26 protein-coding genes are annotated in these 25,341 nt (G+C 37.0%); 8 read left to right on the forward strand and 18 right to left on the reverse strand.

Features of this window, described 5'->3' with window-relative positions:
* Positions 1 to 4: 4 nt before the first annotated feature.
* The 7 genes from rsbRA to acpS form a co-directional block, all read right to left on the reverse strand.
* A complete protein-coding gene (gene rsbRA / locus IEX29_RS19860) occupies positions 5 to 874 on the reverse strand; it encodes an RsbT co-antagonist protein RsbRA (RefSeq protein WP_188736511.1) in 870 nt (289 codons plus the stop codon).
* 287 nt (positions 875 to 1,161) lie between these two features.
* Complete coding sequence (locus tag IEX29_RS19865) at positions 1,162 to 1,863, reverse strand: HAD family hydrolase (RefSeq protein WP_188736513.1); 702 nt, start codon at positions 1,861 to 1,863, stop codon at positions 1,162 to 1,164.
* Between the two features lie 336 nt (positions 1,864 to 2,199).
* Positions 2,200 to 2,562, reverse strand: a complete 363-nt coding sequence (locus IEX29_RS19870; RefSeq protein ID WP_042532419.1) for a type II toxin-antitoxin system PemK/MazF family toxin — start codon at positions 2,560 to 2,562, stop codon at positions 2,200 to 2,202.
* 5 nt (positions 2,563 to 2,567) lie between these two features.
* Positions 2,568 to 2,831, reverse strand: coding sequence for a CopG family ribbon-helix-helix protein (locus IEX29_RS19875; RefSeq protein WP_371863303.1), 264 nt, complete (start codon positions 2,829 to 2,831; stop codon positions 2,568 to 2,570).
* Between the two features lie 607 nt (positions 2,832 to 3,438).
* Positions 3,439 to 4,476 (reverse strand): LolA family protein, encoded by a 1,038-nt coding sequence (locus IEX29_RS19880; RefSeq protein ID WP_188736516.1) that lies wholly within the window; start codon positions 4,474 to 4,476, stop codon positions 3,439 to 3,441.
* A gap of 69 nt (positions 4,477 to 4,545) precedes the next feature.
* A complete protein-coding gene (locus IEX29_RS19885; RefSeq protein WP_188736518.1) occupies positions 4,546 to 6,060 on the reverse strand; it encodes an NAD(P)H-hydrate dehydratase in 1,515 nt (504 codons plus the stop codon).
* 85 nt (positions 6,061 to 6,145) lie between these two features.
* Positions 6,146 to 6,502, reverse strand: coding sequence for a holo-ACP synthase (gene acpS, locus IEX29_RS19890; RefSeq protein ID WP_188736520.1), 357 nt, complete (start codon positions 6,500 to 6,502; stop codon positions 6,146 to 6,148).
* A 130-nt stretch (positions 6,503 to 6,632) separates the two neighbouring features.
* On the opposite strand from acpS, the gene IEX29_RS19895 reads away from it, so the two are divergent.
* From IEX29_RS19895 to nagB, 3 genes are all read left to right on the forward strand, one after another.
* Positions 6,633 to 7,412: a rhomboid family intramembrane serine protease gene (locus IEX29_RS19895; RefSeq protein ID WP_188736522.1), complete on the forward strand. Its 780-nt coding sequence runs from the start codon at positions 6,633 to 6,635 to the stop codon at positions 7,410 to 7,412.
* Between the two features lie 154 nt (positions 7,413 to 7,566).
* On the forward strand, positions 7,567 to 8,325 hold the full coding sequence (locus IEX29_RS19900; RefSeq protein ID WP_188736523.1) for a prepilin peptidase: 759 nt from the start codon (positions 7,567 to 7,569) through the stop codon (positions 8,323 to 8,325).
* Between the two features lie 421 nt (positions 8,326 to 8,746).
* On the forward strand, positions 8,747 to 9,478 hold the full coding sequence (gene nagB, locus IEX29_RS19905) for a glucosamine-6-phosphate deaminase (protein ID WP_188736525.1): 732 nt from the start codon (positions 8,747 to 8,749) through the stop codon (positions 9,476 to 9,478).
* A gap of 74 nt (positions 9,479 to 9,552) precedes the next feature.
* Here the strand turns inward: nagB and cshA are convergent, their stop codons facing one another.
* Positions 9,553 to 11,022 (reverse strand): degradosome RNA helicase CshA, encoded by a 1,470-nt coding sequence (cshA, locus tag IEX29_RS19910; protein ID WP_188736528.1) that lies wholly within the window; start codon positions 11,020 to 11,022, stop codon positions 9,553 to 9,555.
* An 840-nt stretch (positions 11,023 to 11,862) separates the two neighbouring features.
* On the opposite strand from cshA, the gene IEX29_RS19915 reads away from it, so the two are divergent.
* Both IEX29_RS19915 and IEX29_RS19920 read left to right on the forward strand, forming a co-directional pair.
* On the forward strand, positions 11,863 to 12,774 hold the full coding sequence (locus IEX29_RS19915; RefSeq protein WP_188736530.1) for a DMT family transporter: 912 nt from the start codon (positions 11,863 to 11,865) through the stop codon (positions 12,772 to 12,774).
* A gap of 23 nt (positions 12,775 to 12,797) precedes the next feature.
* Entirely contained in the window at positions 12,798 to 13,652 is an 855-nt protein-coding gene (locus tag IEX29_RS19920) for a DegV family protein (protein ID WP_188736531.1), read from the forward strand.
* A gap of 118 nt (positions 13,653 to 13,770) precedes the next feature.
* Here the strand turns inward: IEX29_RS19920 and IEX29_RS19925 are convergent, their stop codons facing one another.
* The 9 genes from IEX29_RS19925 to IEX29_RS19965 all read right to left on the reverse strand — a co-directional run bounded on the left by IEX29_RS19925 (position 13,771) and on the right by IEX29_RS19965 (position 20,806).
* Positions 13,771 to 14,466 carry an alpha/beta hydrolase gene (locus IEX29_RS19925; protein ID WP_188736533.1) on the reverse strand — a complete coding sequence of 232 codons (696 nt, stop codon included), beginning with the start codon at positions 14,464 to 14,466 and terminating at the stop codon, positions 13,771 to 13,773.
* 285 nt (positions 14,467 to 14,751) lie between these two features.
* Positions 14,752 to 15,132 (reverse strand): YppG family protein, encoded by a 381-nt coding sequence (locus IEX29_RS19930; protein WP_229720308.1) that lies wholly within the window; start codon positions 15,130 to 15,132, stop codon positions 14,752 to 14,754.
* 31 nt (positions 15,133 to 15,163) lie between these two features.
* Positions 15,164 to 15,451 (reverse strand): glutaredoxin family protein, encoded by a 288-nt coding sequence (locus IEX29_RS19935; RefSeq protein WP_188736535.1) that lies wholly within the window; start codon positions 15,449 to 15,451, stop codon positions 15,164 to 15,166.
* Positions 15,452 to 15,651: 200 nt separating this feature from the next.
* The gene (locus IEX29_RS19940) at positions 15,652 to 16,263 is read right to left on the reverse strand and encodes a PepSY domain-containing protein (protein WP_188736537.1); all 612 of its coding nucleotides are present in this window, start codon (positions 16,261 to 16,263) and stop codon (positions 15,652 to 15,654) included.
* 386 nt (positions 16,264 to 16,649) lie between these two features.
* A complete protein-coding gene (locus IEX29_RS19945) occupies positions 16,650 to 17,282 on the reverse strand; it encodes a PepSY domain-containing protein (RefSeq protein WP_188736539.1) in 633 nt (210 codons plus the stop codon).
* A gap of 97 nt (positions 17,283 to 17,379) precedes the next feature.
* The gene (locus IEX29_RS19950; RefSeq protein ID WP_188736541.1) at positions 17,380 to 18,777 is read right to left on the reverse strand and encodes a sensor histidine kinase; all 1,398 of its coding nucleotides are present in this window, start codon (positions 18,775 to 18,777) and stop codon (positions 17,380 to 17,382) included.
* On the reverse strand, positions 18,774 to 19,466 hold the full coding sequence (locus IEX29_RS19955) for a response regulator transcription factor (protein WP_188736543.1): 693 nt from the start codon (positions 19,464 to 19,466) through the stop codon (positions 18,774 to 18,776). Before IEX29_RS19955 ends, IEX29_RS19950 begins: the two co-directional genes overlap by 4 nt.
* 184 nt (positions 19,467 to 19,650) lie before the next feature.
* Positions 19,651 to 19,971, reverse strand: a complete 321-nt coding sequence (locus IEX29_RS19960) for a thioredoxin family protein (protein WP_188736545.1) — start codon at positions 19,969 to 19,971, stop codon at positions 19,651 to 19,653.
* Positions 19,972 to 19,993: 22 nt separating this feature from the next.
* The gene (locus tag IEX29_RS19965) at positions 19,994 to 20,806 is read right to left on the reverse strand and encodes a DUF368 domain-containing protein (RefSeq protein WP_188736547.1); all 813 of its coding nucleotides are present in this window, start codon (positions 20,804 to 20,806) and stop codon (positions 19,994 to 19,996) included.
* A 286-nt stretch (positions 20,807 to 21,092) separates the two neighbouring features.
* Here IEX29_RS19965 and IEX29_RS19970 point away from each other — a divergent pair, with 286 nt between their 5' ends.
* The 3 genes from IEX29_RS19970 to mqo all read left to right on the forward strand — a co-directional run bounded on the left by IEX29_RS19970 (position 21,093) and on the right by mqo (position 24,385).
* The gene (locus tag IEX29_RS19970) at positions 21,093 to 21,284 is read left to right on the forward strand and encodes a hypothetical protein (RefSeq protein WP_147211162.1); all 192 of its coding nucleotides are present in this window, start codon (positions 21,093 to 21,095) and stop codon (positions 21,282 to 21,284) included.
* Positions 21,285 to 21,731: 447 nt separating this feature from the next.
* Positions 21,732 to 22,592 (forward strand): dimethylarginine dimethylaminohydrolase family protein, encoded by an 861-nt coding sequence (locus IEX29_RS19975; protein WP_229720309.1) that lies wholly within the window; start codon positions 21,732 to 21,734, stop codon positions 22,590 to 22,592.
* Between the two features lie 287 nt (positions 22,593 to 22,879).
* Positions 22,880 to 24,385, forward strand: a complete 1,506-nt coding sequence (gene mqo / locus IEX29_RS19980) for a malate dehydrogenase (quinone) (RefSeq protein WP_188736785.1) — start codon at positions 22,880 to 22,882, stop codon at positions 24,383 to 24,385.
* Positions 24,386 to 24,643: 258 nt separating this feature from the next.
* Here mqo and IEX29_RS19985 read toward each other — a convergent pair whose 3' ends face one another.
* Complete coding sequence (locus tag IEX29_RS19985) at positions 24,644 to 24,967, reverse strand: hypothetical protein (RefSeq protein ID WP_229720310.1); 324 nt, start codon at positions 24,965 to 24,967, stop codon at positions 24,644 to 24,646.
* Positions 24,968 to 25,341 lie beyond the last annotated feature (374 nt).

Below are 25,341 nucleotides of genomic sequence, written 5' to 3' on the forward strand. Positions count from 1 at the left end.
TTTTCTACTCCCCCTTAAGTGAATGCATTATATCTTCAATCCCTTGATTTTTAGCATGTAAATCAACTACTTCTCTCTCCGTAATTTCCAGCGCTTTTGTAAAGCCCTTCTTCAGCGTGCTTCTTGTTAGAAATTTACTTAAATCGATGCCAATGTTTACAATAGTTTGGGCAATTTCCGGACGAATTCCTACAAGGATACACGTTGATCCGATCAGTCTGACCGCTTCTGCAGCCTGGATAATATGATGTGCGACCATCGTATCCACCACTGGAACCCCTGTGATATCAATTAATACAACTTCGGAGTTATGCTTAATTGTTCCCTCCAGTAAATTTTCCATAATCAATTTAGCTCTATCTGTGTCAATAGTGCCAATCAACGGCATTACGGTTATTCTTTCCATAACTGGAATTAACGGTGCTGATAGTTCCTGCAAAGCTACCCGCTGCAGAGAGAGTATATTTTCCCAGCTTCCTGAATACTCATTAACAAGCTGACGGATTAACGGTTCTATCCACTCATCCACACTTGTTAAGACAATTGAAAAATGATTAGAATCAACCTGATCTGCCTGCGCAAGTAAAAAATCAATAGTTACACGACGAAAAATCTGCAGCCCATCTGTAATGTAACTGAGAGGCCAGCCAAGGTTAATAATTTTCTCTGAGAACTCCTCTACTACCTTTGAAGATCCCTGATTTTGAATACTTGTAAAAATAACATTCACAAATTCTCGGTTGGTGTTTTCATAAAGCTCATCAGATATGCTTGCTGTATAATTACCAGCCTTTATCCTGCCAACCTCATCCATCCAATTATCAACAATAGAATCGCTATTATTGATAATTAATTCTTTCAGATTTTCATCCATAACTCGTTCCCTCCATATTTTCTTTTTCCCAGTTTTTTATACTACTGCTATTGTTGCATTTACTACAAAATATACTGATAGTTTTAGAAGGTTTTACGCTAAACATCTCCATTGTAACACACTTAGAGGATATCTAGCATTGATGTACCTGCTATAGACATTTCTATCAAAAAAGCTGGTAAATCTATATATATCAGCATTAAGAATATAAGACTTTCCTTATCGTTTTTATAGCATATTTTAAGCGTACTGCAAAGGTGTAATGCTCTGTTTTTTATACTATTTTATTAAGACTCCAAGAAAAAATCCAGCAATTCTTTGGCGCTGTAGACAATTTTATCTGGTTTTGCAGCAGCTTCCGGCATTTGTCTGTTGCGATGATTCATCCAGACAGCCTGCCAACCCGCCTGCTTTGCACCGACAATATCATTTGCAAAGGAGTCTCCAACGTAAACAGTTTTTGCTTTCGTTAAATCAAGCTTATCTTCAATAAAATGAAATGCTTCTACGGAAGGTTTGGCATGTCCAATCGACCCTGAAATGAATAAATAATTCTCAGGTATCCACCTGTTCAGCTTTAATTGTTTTATTTTCATGGCCTGGTGATCTTCTGCACCATTTGTTAAAACAGCCAGCTGCTTTTTACCTGCTGCAAGATAATCCAATAATTGGACAGCTTCTTCAAATAATTCAATTTTCCCCTGCTCCTGGACGTAGGTATTCTGAAATTCTATAGCCTGATCCGCCGATATCTCTATGCCCACATCCGCACAGGCGTCTTTTATACGGCGGATGTGCATTTCCTCCATCGTTATTTTTCCTGCTACCTGATCATCAAATAATTCATCACTATACTTACGGCTAAGTATATATAGGTGAACCAGCTCGCTATCCTTCATAGATACATTCAGCATTTTTTTACATGTAGTTCTAAATGTTGCTGACTGGTCATATAAAGTATCATCCATATCAAAAATAATCGTATCCACAATTATCGACCTCCTTCTTCATTTTACTATATTTTTCAAAGAAGGAGAAATACTTACTAATATTGGAAAAGGGAGGTGCAGTTAAGCTCGCGACTTCCCATCTTGGGCACCGAACTGACATAAGTCCTGTATGCCTCCGCAGGAAAAAAGCACTTTTTTCGAGAAGATGAGCTTGAGTGCACGGAAAGCGGAGTATATTTCCGGGCCTAAGATTACTCACCCCATGAAAACTGTTGAAGCAGACATCTTTTTAGAATTTTTATATACTTTCCTCTTCTAAAAAAAGACGGTTCTCTGCGAAAGAACCGTCTTTTTAATCTATTTATCATGAAATTATTAATTATTACTGTACACATCTCTTAAGCCAAGGCTTATTTCTAAGGATTGATTGATTTTTTCCATCATTTCTTTGTCCAGCTTTGTAATTTTATCAGTTAATCGCTGCTTATCTAATGTTCGAATCTGTTCTAACAGAATGACTGAATTCCGGTCAAACCCATAACGTTTTGCATCGATTTCAACATGCGTCGGTAATTTAGCCTTCTGAATTTGAGCTGTAATAGCAGCTACAATAACAGTCGGACTAAATCGGTTACCGATATCATTTTGGAGAATAAGAACTGGTCTTACACCACCCTGTTCCGAGCCAACCACAGGGGATAAGTCAGCAAAATAAACCTCGCCTCTTTGAACGATCACAAGTGTTACACCCCGATCACGGAGCGCTCTAGAGTTATTTCAGCCTCCTCTTCAGCTTGAAAAGCCTCTGAAGCAATCGTCAGATTAATTCTTGCCATTTCTTCATATCCACGTTGCATCGTTTCATGAAAACGCTGGAGGTGTTCTTCTTTTTTATGGTTTAAATAAATTTGAGTTGCTTCACAAATAAAATCACTTAAGTCGGAGCTATTCTCATATTTCATTAACCCATCCACCTCACTTAATAAATTTTTCGGTATTTTCACCATGATTTCTTCTTTATTTTCAGCCAAAATCAAGCACCCCCGCCAACAATTAACGTTCATTATTAAATTTAATATCATAATAGCATTGTGAGCCTACTTTTGCAAAGGGGTTATGGCGAATTTGTAAAAAAATCATGTAAATTTGTCGTTTTAAACCTTAATTTATGTGGTATTTAAAATATTTGAAGTATAAAAAAATAATATTTTACCCTTTCGCTAAAAAACATTATTTACCAGATATGTTGAATATTTATGTTCCTGTAAGCTTTACAGCAGATGCTCCAGAAAAATACTCACTAATTAAAATGTTTAATTATGGAAATTCTTGTGTTTTCGTTAAAAATAAACGCATCACTTCACAATTTAATTAATTGCAGAGCAGATATAATAATTCCATTTATTCAACGAAATAAATACCTGTCTATTAATTATATGCCAATATGTTAAAATCATACCTTTATAAGAAGATGTTCAAACGCAGCCCGGATGATAAGCCCTGAATCTCTTCGTCAACGGGCTTTCAGGCATACACTATAAAGGACATTCTAACGGAGTCGGAATATAATAAAAGCAGGCCCGCGCGTACGAAGCCTGCCAATATATAACCGTATCATTTTATTGTTTGCCCTTGAACAGATTGTGCTACTTCAATCATTTCTTCTTTTGTCAGCTCCGTACTTGCCAATTGGTAATCAACACCTTGATAAGTCCATTTTAATGTATTATCTTCCAAGGCTCCAACGGTAGTTCCAAGATTTACAATATCTCCGTTCACTTCTTCCGGAGCTGCACTCACCGGCGCGGTTTCTCTGATTTCCTGAACAAGCGTGAAGTTTTTCTCGCCTTCAAAGGTTGTAATAATGCGTTCGCCATCCTCTAAAGCAACTTCTTTCTTCTCGGCAACCTCTGCTCCAGCGGTAAATGTCGGGTACAGTGTACGTACTTCCTGAGCTGCAGTTTCTACTGCTTCGCCTTCTTCTGCACTGGAGGCTTCATCATCTGTCTCTTTTTCCATATTTTTCTCCATTGAAAAATCATCTTCTGCAAACTTAGCGTCTAAATCAAAGTCATGAAAAGTCACATTAACCAGCGGTTCTCCATCTTGATTCAGAACATTGACCATTACTGGAGTATAGCTGGATTTATCAAAGTAAATTTCTTGAGCTGGCAGATTATTGTTGCTTTGATAATTTGTCTTCGTCTTGAAAACGTAATGGTCTTCTGTTGTTTCAAATTGTGCCTCCGGATCATTTATCACATCATTCACCAGAGATTGAAATAAATACGGCTGACTGCTATTTTGCGGCCATTCTGATTGGAATTTGAAGCTTTTCTCCAATGCCGGTGTTAGTACAAAGACACCATCTGTATTTTTTAAAATTACTTGACTTTCATTCTGCTCGGCTTCATTTTCGAGCTTTACCCGATATTGCTCATCTGCCTGATACCATATATCAATTAAAAAGGTTTGTTCCTGATCATTTGTATTCATCGTCATATCCGCAGTCGCTTTGTAGCTGTCTAAATCCGCCACTGCCTTCTGCAATTTTTCCACAACATCTTCCTGCGATTTTTCTCCACATGCTGAAAGCAATAAACTAAGTGCACTTAATAGTAAAACGACACCGAAAAAACGTCTCTTTATCATTAGCATATCTCCCTTGTCTCATTTAACAGAGGGAACAATTTGTTTTTATGAAAAAAATATACACCGTGTTTAAGAAAATGTACGGATTGCTTTTGGAATACCTTGAATAACATCTCCTGCAAGCAGATCCTGTTCCGAGTGTTTTTCCTGGACTAGTAAGTCTGCAGATTTTCCGTGCAGAAAGCAAGCATTATTTATCCCTGCAAAGATGGATTTACTTTGCATAATCATGGCTAAAATCATTCCAGTCAATACATCCCCGCTGCCTCCTTTGGCAAGTCCAGGATTTCCGCTCGATTCGACTGTCTGGTTTCCTTCCGGGTCAGTAATAATCGTATGCTTTCCTTTTAAGACAAGATAGCAGTTATATCTCTTTGCAAATTCAGAGCTGCACCGAAAAGGCTCCAAAAGCAAATCAGAGACAGACATATCCATCAATGCTGCAAGTTCACCAGGATGCGGTGTTAAAATAAGCGGAGCTTGTCTTGCGCCAAAGTCTGTTAAATACGATTTCAGATGGTAAAGACCGTCAGCATCGACTAGGATTGGCCCTTTAAACCCGAGCAATGCCGGAAGAATTTCTTTTCCGGTTTCTTCCCTCCTGCCCAAACCAATTCCAACCGCAATCGCATCAAAACTGGACAAGTCTATATTATCGATTCCAGTAACATAACCATTTTTTTCTGAAGTGGGGATATACATAGCCTCGGGAATATTTCCAGCAATCATGGAAATAACGCCTTTTACAGATGCGGTCGTTAATAACCCTGCTCCAGTCCTCAGTGCTGCCTTTGTCGTCATCAGAACAGATCCTGGCATAAACTGGCTGCCGCCAATGATCAGTCCTCTCCCGTGATCTCCTTTATGTGAATTCACTTCCCGCTTTGGAAAAGACTCCTGAAAACTGGATGTAGTCCACAAGCGTCTCTTTGTATGCGCCTGAAAGAGACTTCCTGGAAATCCGATATCAGCTATAATCCACTCCCCATAATAAGAGGAGGTGTGCTGACAGACTGCAGATTGCTTTACTGCCCCGATCATAATCGTCGCATCTGCCTTGATTGCTTGAAAAACCGGGAGTCCTTCCTCTGCAGGCAGACCGCTTGGTATATCAATAGATATAACATAAGCGTCCTGTTCATTCACTTGTCTGGCTGCAGTACATATATCTCCTCTTAATTCGCCACGCACTCCGATACCTAGCATCGCATCGATAATAACATCCGCTTCCTTTAAAACGATATCTGCCCAAGCTTCATGATAATGCTCCACCCGGCCGCCAAATTGACGATAAATTTCCTTATGATAAGCTGCATCTCCTGTTATTTTTTCATCTGGTGCAACCTGGATTGCTTTGACTGGATACCCTGCTTCTGAAAGCACACGGGCAATAACAAATCCATCTCCGCCATTATTTCCGCCGCCAATCAAAATAACGACTTTGTCTTCTTTGGATATCCGTTTCTCTATTTCCCTGCTTGCTTCTCTACCTGCATTCTCCATGAGTATTTTCGCGTCAAGTCCAATCGTACCAATTGTTTCCCGGTCAATCTTGTACATTTCTTTCGCGGTAACAATATACAATTTTGTTCCCTCCTACCGCAATAAAATATATGAGACAAACTATGCGTTTATGCCTTTCCTATTTGTATTTATTTTCTTTAGGAGCTTATCTCTTCTCTAATAAAACCTGTGCAACCGCATGCTCCCTGCTGTGAGATATAGACAAGTGGATCTGTATATCATCCATGCCCTCTACCTGCATTTCAGGTGCTCCATTGAGATTATTTTTTATTTCCATTTGTTGAAAGCCTATTTTCCCTATCCCTGTTCCATTTGCTTTTGCAAAGGCTTCTTTGGCAGCAAATCTCCCTGCTGCATATTCCACCCGCCGATGAACAGGTAAATCTATCGCTTTTTCTTGTTCTGCTTTTGTTAGCACCCGCTCTAAAAAACGGTCATTTTTCTCCAGCAGCCGTTTAATCCTTTTTAATTCGATGATATCAATGCCTGTTCCAAGTATCATTTTCACTGCTCCTAAAAGTTATTCCATGTGTTAAAACACCTTTTTAATGGTCATAATCTATATTATTTCTTATTATATTATATAGGATATCTTATCAACTTTAAAAGCTTTGACTATAAGGGGGCACTCTATGTTTATCAGAACAGAACGGAGCGTAAAGGAATTTTTCCAACTATATCCCGTTGTAACAATTATTGTCGGGATTAATATATTACTTTGGTTTATTATCGACTTTCTAAATTTAAGGATTGGCAATGAATTAAGATTTTACGGAATGGGGATTAATGCTGGTATTGCAGCAGGAGAATGGTGGCGGCTGATTACACCTGTTTTTCTCCATGCCGGAGCTATGCACATGCTGTTTAATTCCTTTTCGCTTGTGCTGTTTGGGCCTGCCCTCGAGCAGATGCTTGGTAAAATCAAATTTATATTAGCTTATTTCGGTACGGCTGTTACAGCCAATATTCTTATCTACTTCATAGAATCACCTAACTATGCTCATTTAGGTGCATCTGGAGCGATTTTTGGTTTATTTGGGATTTACGTTTATATGTCTATTTTCCGAAAAGATTTGATTGACCAATCCAGCATTCAAATCGTAGGGGTGATAGTAGCCATTGGGCTGGTTATGACATTTTTAAGGAGCAATATTAGTGTGTTAGGACATTTATTTGGTTTATTCAGCGGTTTTATTTATGCCCCTCTGCTCCTCGCTGGTGTAAAAAGCTATTCTCCCTGGACACGGCCACGAAAAAGAAAATATGCAGATGATGATAACGGTCCACAATTTGATCCGGACCGCTGGAATAAAAAACGAAAGTTGCCAGAGGTTATCCGAAAAAATATGCTTTGGATCATTGTAGGTATCATCGCTGTCTTATGGTTATTAGGACAGGCAAATATATTATAAAACTTGGATAAAATAATCGGCTGGACATGATGTCTTCTCATGCTCAGCTTTTTTATTTTGTTGAAAACTTGAAATCTGTATAAAAAAACGTCCCCTTTATGCTATAATAATGGCACCTCGTAATTCCCCCCAAATAAAATAAAGGAGGTTTCTTATGGAAATCTGCACTTCATTGATCTTTTTCCTGATTGGAATTATTTTTGGTTCATTTTTTATGGTTGTGGGTATTCGTCTTCCGCAAAAAATCTCATTTACCCGCGGGCGCTCCAGATGTCCTTCCTGCAGCTGCCAGCTCGCGTGGTATGATAACATTCCCATTCTATCTTATATCTTTTTAAAAGGCCGCTGCCGGAAATGCCGCTATAAAATTCCTTTTTTATATCCACTGACAGAAGCTTTTACAGGCTCCCTCTTTGTTATCTGTTACCTATACGCAGCCTCTCCTTCTGAACTGCTTCTTTCTCTTATATTTATGTCGTTATTAATTATAATTATCATAACGGATTTATGCTATATGCTAATTCCTAATAAACTGCTTTCTTTTTTCCTTCCTGCTTTTATTTTCTTTCGTATATTAGAACCTTTGGATCCTTGGTGGAACTCTGTCGCAGGGGGGCTTGCCGGATTCCTGATTATCTTTATTATAATCTTGTGGAATCAACAAGGGATGGGAGCCGGAGATATGAAATTAATGGCTTTACTCGGCATTGTTTTAGGACCGTCTCATATGATAGCAACCTTTTTGCTGGCTTGTATATCTGGGGCATTAATCGGCAGTATTTTATTATATTTAGGTTTCATTCAGCGGAATAACCCCTTCCCGTTTGGACCTTTTATTGCTATTGGAGCTATTCTAACTTATTTCCTGGGAGAGGACATGATTCAGTGGTATTTGAATTTATTTATCACATAGAAGTGCCAATAAAACTGCTGGTCAGGCTCATAAAATATATTTTCCTCCAAGCAAAACGAATAATACAAATATAACAATTAATATTTCATTTAAATCACGATAAATCTACTATCTTTTATAACGATAAAGCCTTCACAAAATTTGTTATTACAAATTCGCAAAAATTTATGTACAAATATCATTATTTATGCCTATAATAATATTGATTAAAATATAACAGGAATAAAATCAGCGGTAAATAATTACAAAATCTTGATAAATCAACCATGTTCCTGACTTCGTTACTGCCGGCAGCTGCACGTGCTATGTGACAAACAGTCAAAAACAAAGCAGTATAACGAAGCAGTGGCATAAGCACAGAACAAACTGTACAATGAAGGTAAATAATATTATCTATTTTATATTAGAGGGGGAAAAAATAATGAATATTATCCAAGCAGAAAATTATAAGCAGATGAGTGAGCTTGCTGCAAAAAAACTGATCGAACAAATTAACAGAAAATCAGACAGCGTACTCGGTCTGGCAACTGGTTCAACACCAGAAGGCCTATACGAAGAAATCATTAAAGAGTACAAAGAGGGCAATGTTTCCTTCAAGGATGTCACAACCTTCAACTTAGATGAGTATGTCGGGCTCTCTAAAAATAATGATCAAAGCTATTACTATTATATGCACAAGCTTCTGTTTGACCATATTGATCTAAAAACCGATCAGGCTAACCTGCCCAATGGAGATGCAAAGGATTTACAAGAAGAATGCAGCCGATATGAAGCGTCTATTCAACAAGCCGGCGGTATTGACATTCAAATCTTAGGAATTGGCTTAAACGGGCACATTGGGTTTAATGAACCAGGTACACCATTCTCCATTCAAACACATATTGTTGATTTGGATGAGTCAACCCGTAATGCCAATGCCCGCTTCTTTGATTCCATTGATGAAGTACCTTTACAAGCTATTACGATGGGTATTGATTCTATTATGCAGACCAAACAAATTATTCTGTTAGTATCTGGATCCAAAAAAGCAGAAGCATTGGAGAAATTGGTAAATGGCCCAGTCACGGAAGATTTTCCGGCTTCCATTTTACAAAAACATCCAAATGTAACGATTATTGCTGACAGCGACGCATTGTCTGAGCTTTCTCAATAAGAAAATATACAAAAAAAGCAATGGCCGGTGAATCATCGGCCATTGCTTTTTTTGATTGCTTTGATTATTTACTCTTAACGGTCATCCCGTCTTTTACGCTGGAAATTCCCTTTACCTTTGCGATTTCTGCCGCCTTGGTTTCTTCCACCTTGGCTGCGGCCTCCGTAGTAGCGTTTGTTATTACTGCGGCGGTTATTATCTTTCGAGCTCTTAGCTTTTTTCACACTGATTGGTGCTGCTGAAGAAATACGTACTGGTGTATCTCTTCTTTCTTTTGTCATCATGCTGATTGCAGCAGCAATAACTGTAACGGAATCATGATCATCTAATAATTCTTTTGCAGCATCAAAGTAAGGCTTCAAATCTTTTTGATCAATGGCCTTTTTCATTTTATCAATGGTTACTTGCTGCTGCCCGCGTTGTGCATCCTGATTTGTAGGCGGAGTCAAACGCTTCATTTTACTTTTTGTTGTTTTTTCAATCAAGCTCAGGTGAGCCATTTCTCTTGGTGTAATAAAGGAAATAGCTTCTCCTGTTTTCCCTGCTCTTCCAGTTCTTCCAATACGGTGAACATAGCTTTCAGGATCCTGAGGAATATCAAAGTTATACACATGTGTTACACCGGAAATATCTAATCCGCGCGCTGCTACGTCTGTTGCAACAAGAACATCCACACGTCCCTGCTTAAATTTATTTAATACGGACATACGCTTGCCTTGTGTTAAATCACCATGAATTCCTTCTGCGCGATAGCCTCTTGCCTGAAGTCCTTCTGTGATTTCATCCACACGTTTTTTGGTTCTGGCAAAAACAATAGCTAATTCCGGAGAATTAATATCCAAATGATTATTTAAAGTATCAAACTTGAATTTCTCTGGAATTTCAATGAAATATTGATCAATATTTTCTACTGTCATTTCTTTCGCTTTTACTTTTACTTCTTTTGGCTCTTTCATAAGCGTTGTAGCAATATTACGAATTTCTTTCGGCATTGTCGCAGAAAAAAGCAATGTTTGTCTGTCTTCTGGAATACCTTTTAGAATTTCACGAATATCATCAATAAAGCCCATGTTAAGCATTTCATCCGCTTCATCAAGAACAGCTGTATGCACCTCATCGATGCGAATTGTTTTGCGGCGCATATGGTCCATTAAACGTCCTGGTGTAGCCACCACAATTTGCGGGCCGTCTTTTAATGCACGGATCTGGCGGTCCATTGGAGAACCTCCAAAGATTGCCAGTGCCCGTATACGCTTGAATTTAGCCAGACGGTTAATCTCTTCAGCTACCTGGATAGCAAGCTCACGCGTAGGTGCAACAATTAAGCCTTGCACCTTTCTCAGTTTGGGATTAACTTTATTTATTAATGGAATACCGAATGCAGCGGTTTTCCCTGTACCTGTTTGCGCTTGTCCAATAACATCATTTCCTTCAAGCGCGTATGGAATCGTCTCTGCCTGAATTGGAGTTGCTTCTTCAAACCCCATTTCTTCTAAAGCTTTCATTATCGGCGCAGAAACACCTAGTTCATTAAATTTAGTCACGTAATCGTCGACTCCTTTTTGTTTTTTATTGCAAAAGAGGCCTTATAAAGAGTTTCTCATACTTTTCATCTTATTATACAAACCAGTAAAATCCCTGAGTCACCCGGACAAAGAAGCAAATGGTTATTTACACCATTCTGCTTTTATATAAATTTATCATGGAGAATCGTCCATAAAATTTTCATCTCGAGTTAATTAGGATGTTGGTCACACAAGTGTCTTCAACGGCAGAGTAATTACAAATATTTTAACGGGACAAGTGATCTGAGCTCTGGATCGTGAAGATCTCAGCTTGTGTTCCATCCCAATTTAGACGGGAAACGGACCCTGCCTCCCTGAATCACTCAACTCATCTTCAGTGGAAGAAAAACTGAATTCCTTAACTGAATGAAACTTCGTTTTATCATATTTACTGATTTACTACCTAAAAATTGCTGATTGAATGAATATTTCACTCCACATCAGCAATTAAACGAATAACGTATTTCATGTGCGTATTCATTATCAACGTTTAAAGTACAAAAAAGGCATAACCAATTTCAATAAGGTAAGAGGCCTCTATAAAAATGCTTCCTTAATCATACCACACTTATAAGTCAGATATCCAGTGCACAGATTAAAATGATTTTTTTTTCGTAACATGATAAAATGTAATTAGATATGTATGCGCGTGCACTAGGAATTTCCAGCTTCATTTTATATAGAGGCTGCTCTTTTTTTCAATAGAGCTTTTAAAAAATACACTATGCGCCCACCCACATACAATTCTTCGCGTTGAATGAATAATTTATCAAGAAGAACAATACATAATGATGAAAATGCGAAAAGGGAGTTATCACCATGCGTCAGTCCGCTTTCAACCCCAAAGCAGCAGTTGTTATTGGGGTTTTTTCTATATCAACATCAGCAATTTTCGTCCGGCTTGCTTCAGAAGCATCAGCCTCCATCATAGCAAATTACCGTCTTTTATTTGCCGTTTTACTCTTATTGCCCTTTATTTTATTTCATTATAAACATGAGTTTAAACGTATTTCCACCAAAAATTGGTGGCTCTCCATTCTTGCCGGCGTCTTTCTTGCTCTATTTTTTATTTTGTGGTTTGAATCATTAAACTATACCTCTGTGGCCAGCAGCGTGGTACTTATTTCACTCCAGCCAATCCTGGCCTTTATCGGGACATACTTTCTCTTTGGTGAACGTTTCTCATCCGGAGCTGTTATTAGCATATTCATTGTTTTACTCGGTGGATTAATTATAGGTTCAGGAGATTTTCAATTATCTGGAGACGTACTATACGGGGACATGCTTGCTTTACTCGGCGCGATTGCTGTAACTATATATTTTTTATCTGGTCAGCATGTCCGGAAAAATGTTTCTCTGATCACCTATACATTTATAGTCTATAGTATCAGTGCTGTTACATTAACACTGTTTAATATAATACAGCAGGAAAATTTCTTTTCTTATCCGGCCAGCCATTGGTGGATTTTTATCGCTTTAGCGATTATACCAACCTTTTTAGGACATTCTCTTTTTAATTGGTCGTTGAAATGGTTAAGCACATCTACTATTTCTATGGCTGTTGTATTTGAACCTGTAGGAGCAGGTATCCTTGCTTTTCTTATTTTAAATGAAGCACCAACCTGGGCCCAGTTTCTTGGAGGAACGATTATCGTAATCGGATTATTTCTGTTTATCCTCAGTACTTCCCGGAAGAAGAAGATTACCATTTCAACAAAGAATCATAAATAAATACTCATAAAGCAGGTGAAGCAATGACAATTCAATTAATGACGGACAGCTCTGCTGATTTACCCGTACTCTTAAAAAATAAACTTCATGTAGAAATTGTTCCTTTATACCTTCATTTTAGTGACGGTCAATACACTTGCGGACAAACGATGAATATTGAATTATTTCATCAAAAAGTGAAGAAATTGGGGGAGGTACCGCGTTCAGCAGCGCCCAGCCCTTCCGATTTCTATGAAGCGTATAAAAAGATTTCACCTGAGAAGAAAATTCTGATGTTAAGTATATCAAGTGAGATAAGCAGTACTTATGCAAATGCAGTAACAGGAAAAAACATGTTATTAGAGGAAGAACCTGATCGTGTTATCGAGGTACTAAATACAAAAACTGCTTCCTGTGGTATTTGTCTGCTTATACATGAAGCCAATAAAAAAATAGAGGAAGGGTATCAATTTAATGAGCTTGTCAATCATTTAACAGAACGCATTGAACAGACAGCTACTTTATTTGTATTAAAAAGTTTAGATAATCTTGTTTTAGGCGGACGTTTAGAGAAAATTAAAGGAAAAATTGCAAAGACATTAAATATAAAAGTGCTTATGAAAGCGACAGAGAAGGGTGCTATTGATGTCGTTGAAAAAGTGCGCGGGGAAAAGAAATCATTACAGCGGTTTATTGATCAAATCGGAGAATACGCAGAGGATACAGAAAATAAAATTATAACAATGACCTATTGCCGGGATAAAGACAGAGCCCTGAATGTTTTAGAAAAAATTCGCAGCAAATATGCTTTTTATGATGATATTTTAGAGGAATCCGGCCCGCTCATTTCCACATATGGCGGTGAAGGTGCCCTTGTAATATCATTCTTTAAAAAATAAGGAAGAGCACTAGTTCTTTAAAGCATTGACGTTCTTGTCTAAAAGATATCCGCTCCAGTCTCTGTTTTATATTTTTTTATTCTTGAAGAAAGGCCGGAATTTTATCCCGGCCTTTCTTTTATGCAGGTGATTCTGTCAGAAAACCATAAATCATATTGTTTAATGTGTCTTTATCGGTACCCAGGCAAATTAAATGTTTGGACCTTTCAAAAAAGACAACTTCTTTTTTTTCAGAGTGAATTAACTTATCTAAATAGTATGCTGTTTTATAAGGCACCATCCCGTCAAGCTGCCCTTGGGCAATTAGTACCGGCGATTTTACTTTGTCCAGATATTTTCTTGTAAAACGGACAAGCTTCATGAACTCAAAATGCGCTTTTAACGGTACAACTCCCATTTTCTTTTTATAGTGATTAAATAGCTGATTTTCTTTTAAATGGCCTCGCAGTCCATCACCAATTACTGCAGCAGCATCCAGCCCAAGCTGCTTTAAACATAGATATTTTCCTGAAGTAGCCAGAAGCACAAGCCTGTCAATTTTATACTTCGCTGCTAAATAAGAGGCAATCATTCCTCCCATAGAAAATCCGATAACATAAATCGTTTCAAATTGTTCGATAAGTGTGTGGAGCTCTTCTTCTGCTGCTTGAATCCAGCTCTCATAAGAAGCATTCTCCAAATTTAACTCTGTGCCATGTCCCGGCAAGGTTGGCACCTCAATATGCCAGTCCGTGTTGTCTCTTAAATAATTTGCTAATGGCTCCACTTCATAGGGCCCTCCAGTGTACCCGTGAATAATTAAACATCCAATCATGATTTTCTACTCCTTCTCGTAAATTACACTTTAAAGTGCATGTTCAAAAAAGACCTGAATGGGCTCCAGAAGATTAAGACGGCGCAGTTTTACGCACTGCTTGCTTCTCACATGTCAGGATGACTTCTGCATTGCCCGCACGGCGCGGGCGGTATTAGTAGAAGATCCATTACCTCACCGCTCATCATTTGGACTTTTTTTAAACATTTTCTTAAAGGAATCTCCTCCCAAGGTAACTATTTCAGGAGGATAACCTTATCTTCTCTTGATTTTGTTGATATATACCTACATGAATCCTTTTACAAAGGTGCTAAATTGTTTCACAATGGGAGAAACTTGATGGTAAGTACTTGCTATTTGCCCAACTTTGCTGATTACAGTGTCAAAATTTAATGGATTGCTCTCACTTGTCCCCCCATTGTTTATACTTTGCTGTGATTGACTTTGCTGTTGAGACATTAAATATTGTGTTGGTAATTCCGGCTTTGAAAATAATTCATATGGAGTCGACTCTTGTCTCGTATTTCGCTGATTTATATTTGAAGAAGCTGGTATATAAGGATTATCTCTATTCAATCCGTTGGGGAAAGTATGCCTTTGGTTCATTGGCCGATGTTGCACATCTATCACCTTCTTCTGCCTTTTTGAGTTTAAGATTACTGCCATTTTATGCAATAGAAGGCTCGCGCGTGCAAAATCACTCTCTAGATTTAAACACATTTTCAAAAGAAAAAGTATCATCACTCGGATCACTAATTAACCCTAATTCATAAAGGATTTTATTTTCCTGATTTCCTTCTATTTTCTTACCATCAATAAAAATTGTCGGTGTTCCAAAAACCTTCATTTCCTGCAATTCTTTTAAATAATCTTTATTTTTCGTCACGTTTTTTAATTCGTAGGTAACATCATTTTTATCTAGAAATGCTTTTACCCTATCAGATGCCTCACTGCCTTCGCTGACAAATAATGTAACCTTTTTCATAAAAATCCTCCTACCGATTCCTACTTTGTATTCACTTATTTTTAGTTACCCTATTTTTTTATGTACAAAACTTACTCAGCATATTTTTTCATCTAAAAGAACAATCCATTTTATGGATATTCAGAAGGCTTTGGCACTCTTTTTTAAACTATGTAGAAAAAACACCAAAGCGGTGAACTTTGGTGTTTTTAAAGTTATTATCAATCATCTTCATAATCTATTTCTAAAGAAAGAATGTCTCCAGTTTCTCCGTGGATATCAATATCAGCTTCTTGATGTCCATTAACGAGCTCCAGTTCATAAACATATTTGCCATCATCAAAGTCTAATTCAATTTGTACGACTTCTCCATCAAATTCCTGTTTCGCAATCTCAATTGCTTTCTCCTGCGCTATCAGGTTACTTTTATTGTCCTTGCTGCTATTTTCTGCATTAGTTTCCTGCTGTCCAGCAGCTTCCAGATTTCTATCATCGTTGTCTCTGTCATCATTATTTTTATAATCATCGTCAATCTCTTCGTAGACAACTTCTCCTGATTCAGCATCCATTACTACATCATACTCTTGTTTATCGACGATAATTTCTGCTTCATAATATAACTTATTTCGTTCTTTATCCAGCTCTATTTCTTTAACTGTTCCCTGATATGCTTCTTCTAATTTTTTAGTAGCCTCTTCAATTGTTACCTTCTCTGCTGCAGTAATTTGCAGTTCTCCTTCTTTCGAACTTGATGCTTCTGTATGATAAATTCCTGTTCCGACAATTCCAGTTAATACAACAGCGCCAGCAATTAATCCAATTTTTTTATTCATTTATTTTTCCTCCTTATTTCTTATTAACTACATCTTACCCTGTAATAATGACAACACCATTTGAGTAAGATTAGAATTTCATGAGAAATGGATTGTCAGGAAATAAAAATGGAGAACAGGAGCTATTTAACGTTCTTTTAAATACAATTTTGTTGCTGCCAATTGTGAATTTCAGCTTTAAATTAACAACTGTCTAAGGCTGCTCACCAGGGATGACATGGAAGTATTTATTAATTTCCACTGTCTGCTTCTTTTTACTTTTTCACGATATTATTATTTCGATATGTATAACTATATTATCAGCTGACAGCTATTAAAAAATCTGGGTAAATTCAAAATTCTACGCTTAGAATTTAAATTCATCCAGATTTTTTAAAGTATATTTCTTAATCATCTATATCAATCTCGATCATAACTACATTTCCTGTATACGCATTAATCTCAATCGATGCTTCATCTTCTCCATTAACAATTTCGATTTCATAAATATAAACACCGTCGTCCGAGTCTAATTCCAGATCTGTTACTTTACCCGGAAATTCTTTTAAAGCAATTTCTTTTGCTTCTTCATGAGATAGCATGGCATCATTTTCTGTTTCTTGATTATCTGATTCGGATTCCGATTTTTCTTCGACAGGCTCTGAATTATCAGATTCCGAATTATCCTCTGCAGCATTTTCTTCCTTTTTTACCTCGTCTTGTTTTTCTGTATTGTCCTCTTGATTATTTGCTGTTTTTTCTACAGCTGTTAAGTCAAGCACCTGCCCCGTATCTCCATTCAGCTTTAAGGAATATACTCCTTGATCCTGTGTGACTTCCATCTGATAGACCGGCTCCCCGTCTTCAATGCTTAATTCCGGTTCTGAGTGCTGACCAGAATATTGATCATTAACCAAAGCGGTAATTTCTTCTGAATTAAGGTCCGGACTGGATGTTGCAGCCTTTGTCTGGTATACACTTAAACCAACGATACAAAGAACAACCAGTGTACCAATCACCCAGATCATTTTCTTACGCACCTCATATCACCCCTTTCCCATAGTATAAACAGCATTTTTTATGAAAGCATGACAATTAGATTAGAATTTGATGAGAATGATCAGCAATCCTTTATTTTTAATTTTGTCCCAGCTCCCAAATAAACGTTGAGCCTTTCCTGATTTTGCTTTCCACGGTAATTTTCCCGCCATGTGCTTCGATAATCTCTTTAGCAATAGCCAATCCCAGACCCGTTCCGCCTGTTTTTCGATTTCTCGCCCGGTCAACGCGATAAAAACGGTCGAAAATCTTCTCCTGTTCTTCATCGGAAATTCCTTCTCCAAAGTCCTTAAATTGGATAAAGCTCTTCCCTGCATCCGAATACATCGATACAAGAACATCATCTTCACTATATTTCAAAGCATTTTCAATTAATATATATGGGATTTGCTTTAATTGATCTATATTTCCAAAGGCTTCATAATTGCCATTCTCTGCATTAAGCTGGATACTTCGTGCAGGATAGGCATTTTGAATGGTCTGGACAACTTGTTCTACGATCTCCCGTATATTTATTTTCTGCTTCTTATTCTCGCTCTTATGCTTTGCTAATAAAAGCAGCTGCTCCACTAGCTTTTGCATCCGATCAGCCTCTGAATCGATTGCTCCTACAGATTCCTCCAGTAATTCCGGCCGTTTCTTTCCCTGACGTTCAATAAGCTGTGCATAGCTTTTTATAATCTGAATAGGTGTTTTCAATTCATGGGAAGCATTAGATACAAAGGCTTCCTGCTTCTCAAAGTTTTCTTTTAATGAATCAATCATTTCATTAAATGTAATTTCCATTTCATAAATCTCGTCCATGGATCGTTTTTCTACATCAATCTTCTCCCAGTTTTCGCCTTTATAACGTCTTTCCATATCGATCTTCTGCCAATTTTTATTATGGATATTCCGCTGCATCGTATCCTTTAACTTTTGAATAGGTGTTAATAGAAAGCGGCTGAGTACGATACTCGCTATAATCGTCGGAATTAATATCGCAGCGCTGGAGAAAAGAAGAACATAAGTTAAAGTCCCAGTTGTCTCATCGAAGTAGACCAATTTATTAGCTACATAAACAGTAACAATCTCTCCGTTTTCCCAGATGATTGGTTTTTCGATAATAGCATAATGGCTCCCTGTCTCATCCTGAACAATACGGCTCGTTTCCGATGTTGTATAGTTTGCTTCTAATTCCATATACTGCTTTGATTTTGTTTGAGAACGAACAACATCATTATCTTCCTCATCAATAATCCGGATGATTCCGTTTGCCGGCAGATATGCGGTTAACAAATCGCGCATTGTTTCTGCTGAAGTAGAATTACTGGCAGCAACTGCAGAAACAAGTGCATCTGTCTGCACACTCAGCTGATCAACCTCTCCATTTGAAGCTGACTGGTAAAACAGAAAATAAATCGCTGTATGTGAAATAACTATCACTAAAAACATAAAAACAGAAGAAAATAAAATGATTTTTTTTCGTAATGTCATTGGCTTCCTTCCTTAATGGAGTAACCTACCCCACGAATTGTTTGAATGAACGCCTTATCATATCCTGTATCTATTTTCTGGCGCAGATAACGGATATATACATCCACCACATTCGTTTCGCCAACGTAGTCAAAGCCCCAGACTTTTTCAATTAATTGATCTCGTGTAAGTACTCTGTTTTTATTTTCCAATAAACATACTAATAAATCATATTCTCTTGGCGTTAAATCAATAAGGTCTCCTGAACGGGTTACTTCATGAGCTGCCGTATCTACCAGTAAATCTCCTGCCTGCAATGTTTCCTCCTTGCCGGACCCGGCCTGGACAGTTTTTCGTAAATTAGCACGAATTCGGGCCAATAATTCTTCAATTTGAAACGGCTTAGTAATATAATCATTCGCTCCAAGATCAAGACCATTCACTTTATCATATACCTCGTCGCGGGCAGTTAATAAAATAACCGGTGTCTCATCCCCCTGCCTCCGGACTCTTCTCAACACTTCTAAACCGCTTAATTCAGGTATCATAATATCTAATAAAACAAGTCCCCAAACCTCTTTTTCTATATATTCCAGAGCTTGTCTGCCATTTGATGCAACTGTTGTTTCATAGCCTTCATAATCTAATTCCAATTGCAAGACGCGGCTGATTTTTTGCTCATCCTCTACAATCAATATTCTTTCGGACATTGGCCGCACCTCCTTTTCTTCAAGATAATAAATGATTGTACAAAAAAACTGTCTCCAACAGCTGCTTGAACAATTACCTTTGTAAATATTTCTACTTCATAATAAAGCAGAACTGCATATTCGTTCAATATCTTTTGGAGACAGTTTATTTCAATGTATGGACTAAAACTATGTCAGCAATGACTTAGCCTAATTGTTGTTTTAAAAATTCTATAACAGAATCTGGTGATTTAGTATACGCACTATGCTGATGTGCTATTTTCTCACCGTTTTGAAATAGAAGAATACTTGGAATGCCCATCACTTCGTATTTTTCAGCTAACCCAGACACTTCATCACTGTTTACTTCGTACCAATCATAGTTCTCAAATTCTTCCATTACCTCTCCAATAAACATATCCATCCGCTTGCAATCCGGACACCAATCTGCAAAGAACTTAATAATTACTGGTTTCTCACTTTGAATAATTTCTTGAAATTCTGCTTCTGTATTAATTGCCTGCATCGCTATCTCTCCAATCGTTATTTTACTTATATTCTAGTCTTCCCAATGCCAGCGCTGCAATCAATCCGCCTATAAATAAAATTACGGATACGATAATATTTCCTGCACCTGTCGGAATGCCCGGAAATACAACAGTTATCGCACCGATAACAAATCCGATAATAATTGCATAAGTCATTGTGAAATAATTTCTTAAAAAGTATGCAATAACTTTACTCATAATAATAAAGCCAAGAGCGATGCCCAGCCCTGTTACAATAATAATTGAGAATTGAAGGTGATTAATTGCTGCAATAATGGTTGGATAGACGCCTAAGAGTAACATCATCATCGATCCACTGATACCAGGGATAATCATTACACTGCTGCCAATAAAACCAGCGACAAATAATAAAATATATGTGCTTGTATCAATATCCTGAATAACCTGTCCTTCACTCGGGTTTAAAATTCCCAAAGCACTTACAATGATAATCCCGATGATTAGCAGAAGGTAATGCTTTGTTTGGAATTTGGTTTTTCCTTCCGCTTTTTGATATAGATAAGGAATTACACCAATTACTAAGCCTAAAAAGAAAAATTGTGTCTGAATCGGATAATTTTCAAAAAGCCAGCCAATTATTTTAGCAAATGAAAATATTGCTATAACCATACCTATCCCTAAAGGCGCTAAAAAGACAAGATGCTTTTTCCAATCTTTGCTAAAAAAGCCGCCTATAGCTTCGATTAACTGTTCATAAATTCCTAATAGCACAGCAATTGTTCCGCCGCTTATGCCAGGAACAACTTCAATCGATCCCATAATAAAACCACGATAAAAATTTTTCCACTCCATATATTCTTTTTCTCCTTCATCTTTCGTTACTACCAAATCATTTTATCAAAAGTAATTAGAAAAATACACTTTAGAAAAGTTTTATTATTGATTAATTTTCCAATGGTTCAATCATATTTTGAAGAAATGGTGAAACATTTAGGTATTAAAATACTTCTTTCATGACGATAGTTGACAAATCCTTTATAATATTTGTATATATTAAAACTTGAAAAGAAATAATATGAAATAATCATCATATATTATCATATGTATTACTGTGTTCGATTTTTTAGGGGGCAGAAGCATGAAACGCTATTTGACAGTAATTCTATTTGCAGTAAGTATCCTTATTATCTACATTGGGGCTAAATTACAAATCTATTGGAGCGGTATTCTTGCGTGGGGACTTGCATTGGTTTGCCTTATTTTTGCAGTACACTATTCGAAGTATATCCCAAACGAAAAAGCCTCTAAAAAGAAAAAGAAGGAAATATGAAAATCTCCCCGCTATTCATTTCGCCGGCGAGGAGATTTTTCCATGTCCTCCTGTTTATTCCATTTCCTCCAAGCTGTTAACCCATTTCTCTATCTCAAGTACATTCAATTTCGTATAAGTAAAATTTTATAAATTTTTACCATCTGAGTATGCTATCTCTCTGCTTATCTGCACATGCAGCATTTTCATCATACTGTAAGATAAATGGATTTATTTTAAGAAATGCGTAATAATAAAGTGAAGCTTTATTTCATGGAGTCATTTCAGAAAGCAGAGGCTGGTTACCTGCTTATCAGAGCGCTGGGGCCTGCGATTACTCGCCCCATGAAGATCGTTGGGGTTGCGATTACTCACCCCATGAAATGCGTTGCATCATGTTGAAATAATAAATATAATGAATTTATTGGAGAGAGTTTCCTAAAGCAGAATTGGGGGTTCAAAGTACACATGATAGAAGATATGAAAGAAAAATATACGATTCACTGTCAAAATGAATATGACCCATTACAGCAAGTAATTGTTGCTCCACCAGATTATATGAAAATAACAACAGTTATTAATGAAACACAATCCTATTATGCAAAAGAAAATATTAATATTAAAAAGGCAACGGAGCAGCATCAATTTTTTGTAGAAACATTGGAGAATCACGGGACAGAAGTGATTTCCCTTCCGACAAAGCCTGACTTAAACGAGCAAGTCTTTACAAGGGATATTGGTTTTACACTTCATGATAGATTATTCGCAGCTAATATGGAGCGGGATATTCGTAAAGAAGAAACAAAGCTTCTTAAAAATTGGCTTCATGAAGAGCATTTAGACTATACTTCTTTTATAAACACAAGTATAGAAGGCGGAGATGTAATTATTGATAACGATCATATCTGGGTCGGTTTAAGTCAACGTACAAAGCAAGAAGCCGTTGACTATCTTCGTGAACAATTTCCTCATTTACAAATTACAACTGTCTCATTACAGACAGATATTCTTCATTTGGATTGTGTTTTTAATATTCTGGAGGATAAACACGCGCTAATTTATCCGGATGGATTGAGCGAGAATGCCTATCAGATATTATCAGAACAATATACATTAGTTGAAGTAACGAAAGAGGAACAATTCAGCATGGCACCAAACATTCTGTCTATCGGTGACAAAAAAGTGATCAGCCTTCCTGAAAATAAACGGGTTAATGATAAGTTAAAGGAGCTTGGTTACCATATCATAGAAGTTCCTTTCTCTGAAATTATCAAATCTGGAGGATCCTTCAGATGCTGTACACTTCCTCTTTCCCGGAAAAAATCGTAGAAAATCACTTACATAACGCCGGATCTGATGCAAGGTAGATGAAACAGGTCCGGTGCTTTTTGAATGAACGCAATATACACGTGCAGAGACAGCCGTTTTTAACCCTTCGCCTATACTTATAACCATTCGATTCCTTCAAACATCTTTTTTCTTTTATCAAAAAGGAGTATAATGAATTAATGTGGGTAAATATTTATTTAATAACAATTAAATTATTATTTTTAGAGAATTCTATTTTGTAAGAGTATACATAGAAGAATTTTAGATTAGGAAGGTTTGTGACAATGATGAGGAAAGATACGAATCAAACAGATGTCATTTTAATCGGCGGTGGAATCATGAGTGCCACGATTGGTTCCTTATTAAAGACACTGCAGCCTGAATGGCAGATTAATGTTTTTGAAAAGCTTGGACAGACAGCACAGGAAAGTTCTGATGCCTGGAATAATGCCGGAACGGGTCACTCCGCTCTTTGTGAGATGAACTATACCCCTGAACAGGCAGACGGTTCACTCGATATTACAAAAGCAGTAAAAATAAATGAACAGTTCCAATTATCAAAGCAATACTGGTCTTATCTTGTTAAGCAGGGTGTACTGGATAATCCGAGTGATTTTATTCAAAACGTACCGCATTTAAGCTTTGTAGAAGGTAAAAAAAATGTGGAATTTCTAAAAAAACGTGTAGAAGCTCTTGTTGAAAATCCATTATTTAAAGGTATGGAAATATCAGATAACGAAGAAACTTTAAAAGAGTGGATTCCTCTTATGATGGAGGGCCGCAATAAAAGTGAACCTATCGCTGCTTCCAAAATTGACTCAGGAACAGATATTAATTTCGGAAGCCTGACACGTAAGCTGTTTAATCAATTAGAAGAACAGGGAACGCGTCTTTACTTTAAACATGAGGTAGAATCCATTGGGCGCACGAAGGATAATTTGTGGAAAGTAAAGGTTAAAAATCTTTTCAATGGAAAAGTTTCTTATCACAAAGCTAAATTTGTATTTATTGGAGCAGGCGGCGGCAGCCTTCCATTATTACAGAAAACAAATATTCCGGAATCAAAGCATATCGGCGGCTTCCCGGTGAGCGGATTATTTATGGTTTGTAATAATCCGGAGGTTGCAGAGCAGCATCACGCTAAGGTTTATGGCAAAGCGAAAGTAGGAGCTCCGCCAATGTCCGTGCCGCATTTAGATACACGGTTTATCAATGGCAAACGATCCTTATTATTTGGACCTTTTGCAGGCTTTTCTCCTAAGTTTTTAAAAACAGGTTCAAACTTCGATCTGTTTGGATCAATTAAGCCTAACAATGTAACAACGATGCTCGCAGCCGGAGCAAAAGAGATGGCACTTACAAAATATCTTATTCAGCAGGTACTCCTTTCTGATGAAAAACGTATGGAGGATTTACGAGAGTTCATCCCTAATGCAAAACAGGGAGAATGGGATATTATTGTAGCCGGCCAGCGTGTACAGGTTATTAAAGATACAGAAACAAGCGGAAAAGGAACGCTTCAATTCGGTACAGAAGTAATTACTGCAGAAGACGGTTCCATCGCTGCTTTACTAGGAGCCTCACCAGGAGCATCTGTTTCTGTTGATGTAATGCTTGATGTCCTGCAGCGCTGCTTCCCGCATCACTTTAAAAAGTGGGAGCCTAAAATTAAAGAAATGATCCCTTCCTATGGTATTTCTTTATCAGAGCATCCTGACGTATTTGCCGATTTAAATAAGAAAAATAATGAGATGCTTCAATTGGAAGCGGAGAAAGAAGTCTTATTAAGCTGATCATTTAATCACTATATATTCCAGTGATTATTAAAAAAAGGCTGGGACATCACTAGCAAAAAATAAAAAAGAAGGAAGTTCACATCACTCCAGTGTGAACTTCCTTCTTTTTAAATCATTTATAGGCAGATACATAAAAGACTGCTAAAAACAGTACATCCTCTCAATTTTACTGCCATGAGGGCAGAGCTTCGTTCATTTTCCACTTCAAGTTTTCTTCGTATAGAAAAATGAGGGTAGGTTTGAAAAAAATTACAACTAATTTGTTATTTCTTCTTTATCCAGTGTAAATGATTCTGTGTTTCTATCCCATTCAATAATAATATTAATATCATCATCTATATTGTCATCTATTTCATAATCCAAATTTAATGTATTATCAATCAGTTCCATTTTTCCATTTGTTGTGTTAGAGCCATACACGATTTCAAAAGTAATTTCTTCGGGGGGTGTGTCGTTTCCTATATAAGAAATGGTTAACTGTTTCTCATGTTCATGTACATAAGTTATTTCCCAGAAGTCTCCTTCAGACGATGTCGGAGATGGTCTTGTACAGCTTGTTAAAAATATCATCAATATCATGAAAAATACAAAAAAAGTTTGCGCAAGATGCTCCCTCCTTCTTTGTTTTCATTTTAACATAAAATTTATAATATTTAAAAAATATGAAAGGACGTAAGAAATGCATTTAGTAACATAACTCTAACCGAATTAAACAAAATGATGATTTAGCTGTTTGTAGATGAATATAAACCTCATGCAGTTAGATAACAGTTAATAGACATTTTCAAAATGATATAGGCACAAACTCTGTAGTATTTATCTAAAGTAGAAAGTATTTGGGATTTAACTTTTATCCATCGCCTGCCTTAACAAGTTAAAAAAATTACTTCAGACTCTTCTTTCAACAGAAATAGTGACTTTCTACTGGAAAGTCACTATTTCTGTTTTTATTA

The organism is Oceanobacillus neutriphilus (genome assembly GCF_014645515.1).
GTDB classification, from domain to species: domain Bacteria; phylum Bacillota; class Bacilli; order Bacillales; family Amphibacillaceae; genus Oceanobacillus; species Oceanobacillus neutriphilus.

Bases quoted from the DNA above. Each gene is read 5' to 3' on its own strand.
- rsbRA (WP_188736511.1), bottom strand. From the start codon at position 874: ATGGATGAAAATCTGAAAGAATTAATTATCAATAATAGCGATTCTATT.
- IEX29_RS19875 (WP_371863303.1), bottom strand. From the start codon at position 2,831: ATGGTGAAAATACCGAAAAATTTATTAAGTGAGGTGGATGGGTTAATG.
- IEX29_RS19880 (WP_188736516.1), bottom strand. From the start codon at position 4,476: ATGATAAAGAGACGTTTTTTCGGTGTCGTTTTACTATTAAGTGCACTT.
- acpS (WP_188736520.1), bottom strand. From the start codon at position 6,502: ATGATACTTGGAACAGGCATTGATATCATCGAATTAAAAAGGATTAAA.
- IEX29_RS19895 (WP_188736522.1), top strand. From the start codon at position 6,633: ATGTTTATCAGAACAGAACGGAGCGTAAAGGAATTTTTCCAACTATAT.
- IEX29_RS19900 (WP_188736523.1), top strand. From the start codon at position 7,567: ATGGAAATCTGCACTTCATTGATCTTTTTCCTGATTGGAATTATTTTT.
- nagB (WP_188736525.1), top strand. From the start codon at position 8,747: ATGAATATTATCCAAGCAGAAAATTATAAGCAGATGAGTGAGCTTGCT.
- IEX29_RS19915 (WP_188736530.1), top strand. From the start codon at position 11,863: ATGCGTCAGTCCGCTTTCAACCCCAAAGCAGCAGTTGTTATTGGGGTT.
- IEX29_RS19920 (WP_188736531.1), top strand. From the start codon at position 12,798: ATGACAATTCAATTAATGACGGACAGCTCTGCTGATTTACCCGTACTC.
- IEX29_RS19925 (WP_188736533.1), bottom strand. From the start codon at position 14,466: ATGATTGGATGTTTAATTATTCACGGGTACACTGGAGGGCCCTATGAA.
- IEX29_RS19930 (WP_229720308.1), bottom strand. From the start codon at position 15,132: ATGGCAGTAATCTTAAACTCAAAAAGGCAGAAGAAGGTGATAGATGTG.
- IEX29_RS19935 (WP_188736535.1), bottom strand. From the start codon at position 15,451: ATGAAAAAGGTTACATTATTTGTCAGCGAAGGCAGTGAGGCATCTGAT.
- IEX29_RS19940 (WP_188736537.1), bottom strand. From the start codon at position 16,263: ATGAATAAAAAAATTGGATTAATTGCTGGCGCTGTTGTATTAACTGGA.
- IEX29_RS19950 (WP_188736541.1), bottom strand. From the start codon at position 18,777: ATGACATTACGAAAAAAAATCATTTTATTTTCTTCTGTTTTTATGTTT.
- IEX29_RS19955 (WP_188736543.1), bottom strand. From the start codon at position 19,466: ATGTCCGAAAGAATATTGATTGTAGAGGATGAGCAAAAAATCAGCCGC.
- IEX29_RS19960 (WP_188736545.1), bottom strand. From the start codon at position 19,971: ATGCAGGCAATTAATACAGAAGCAGAATTTCAAGAAATTATTCAAAGT.
- IEX29_RS19965 (WP_188736547.1), bottom strand. From the start codon at position 20,806: ATGGAGTGGAAAAATTTTTATCGTGGTTTTATTATGGGATCGATTGAA.
- IEX29_RS19970 (WP_147211162.1), top strand. From the start codon at position 21,093: ATGAAACGCTATTTGACAGTAATTCTATTTGCAGTAAGTATCCTTATT.
- IEX29_RS19975 (WP_229720309.1), top strand. From the start codon at position 21,732: ATGATAGAAGATATGAAAGAAAAATATACGATTCACTGTCAAAATGAA.
- mqo (WP_188736785.1), top strand. From the start codon at position 22,880: ATGAGGAAAGATACGAATCAAACAGATGTCATTTTAATCGGCGGTGGA.
- IEX29_RS19985 (WP_229720310.1), bottom strand. From the start codon at position 24,967: ATGATATTGATGATATTTTTAACAAGCTGTACAAGACCATCTCCGACA.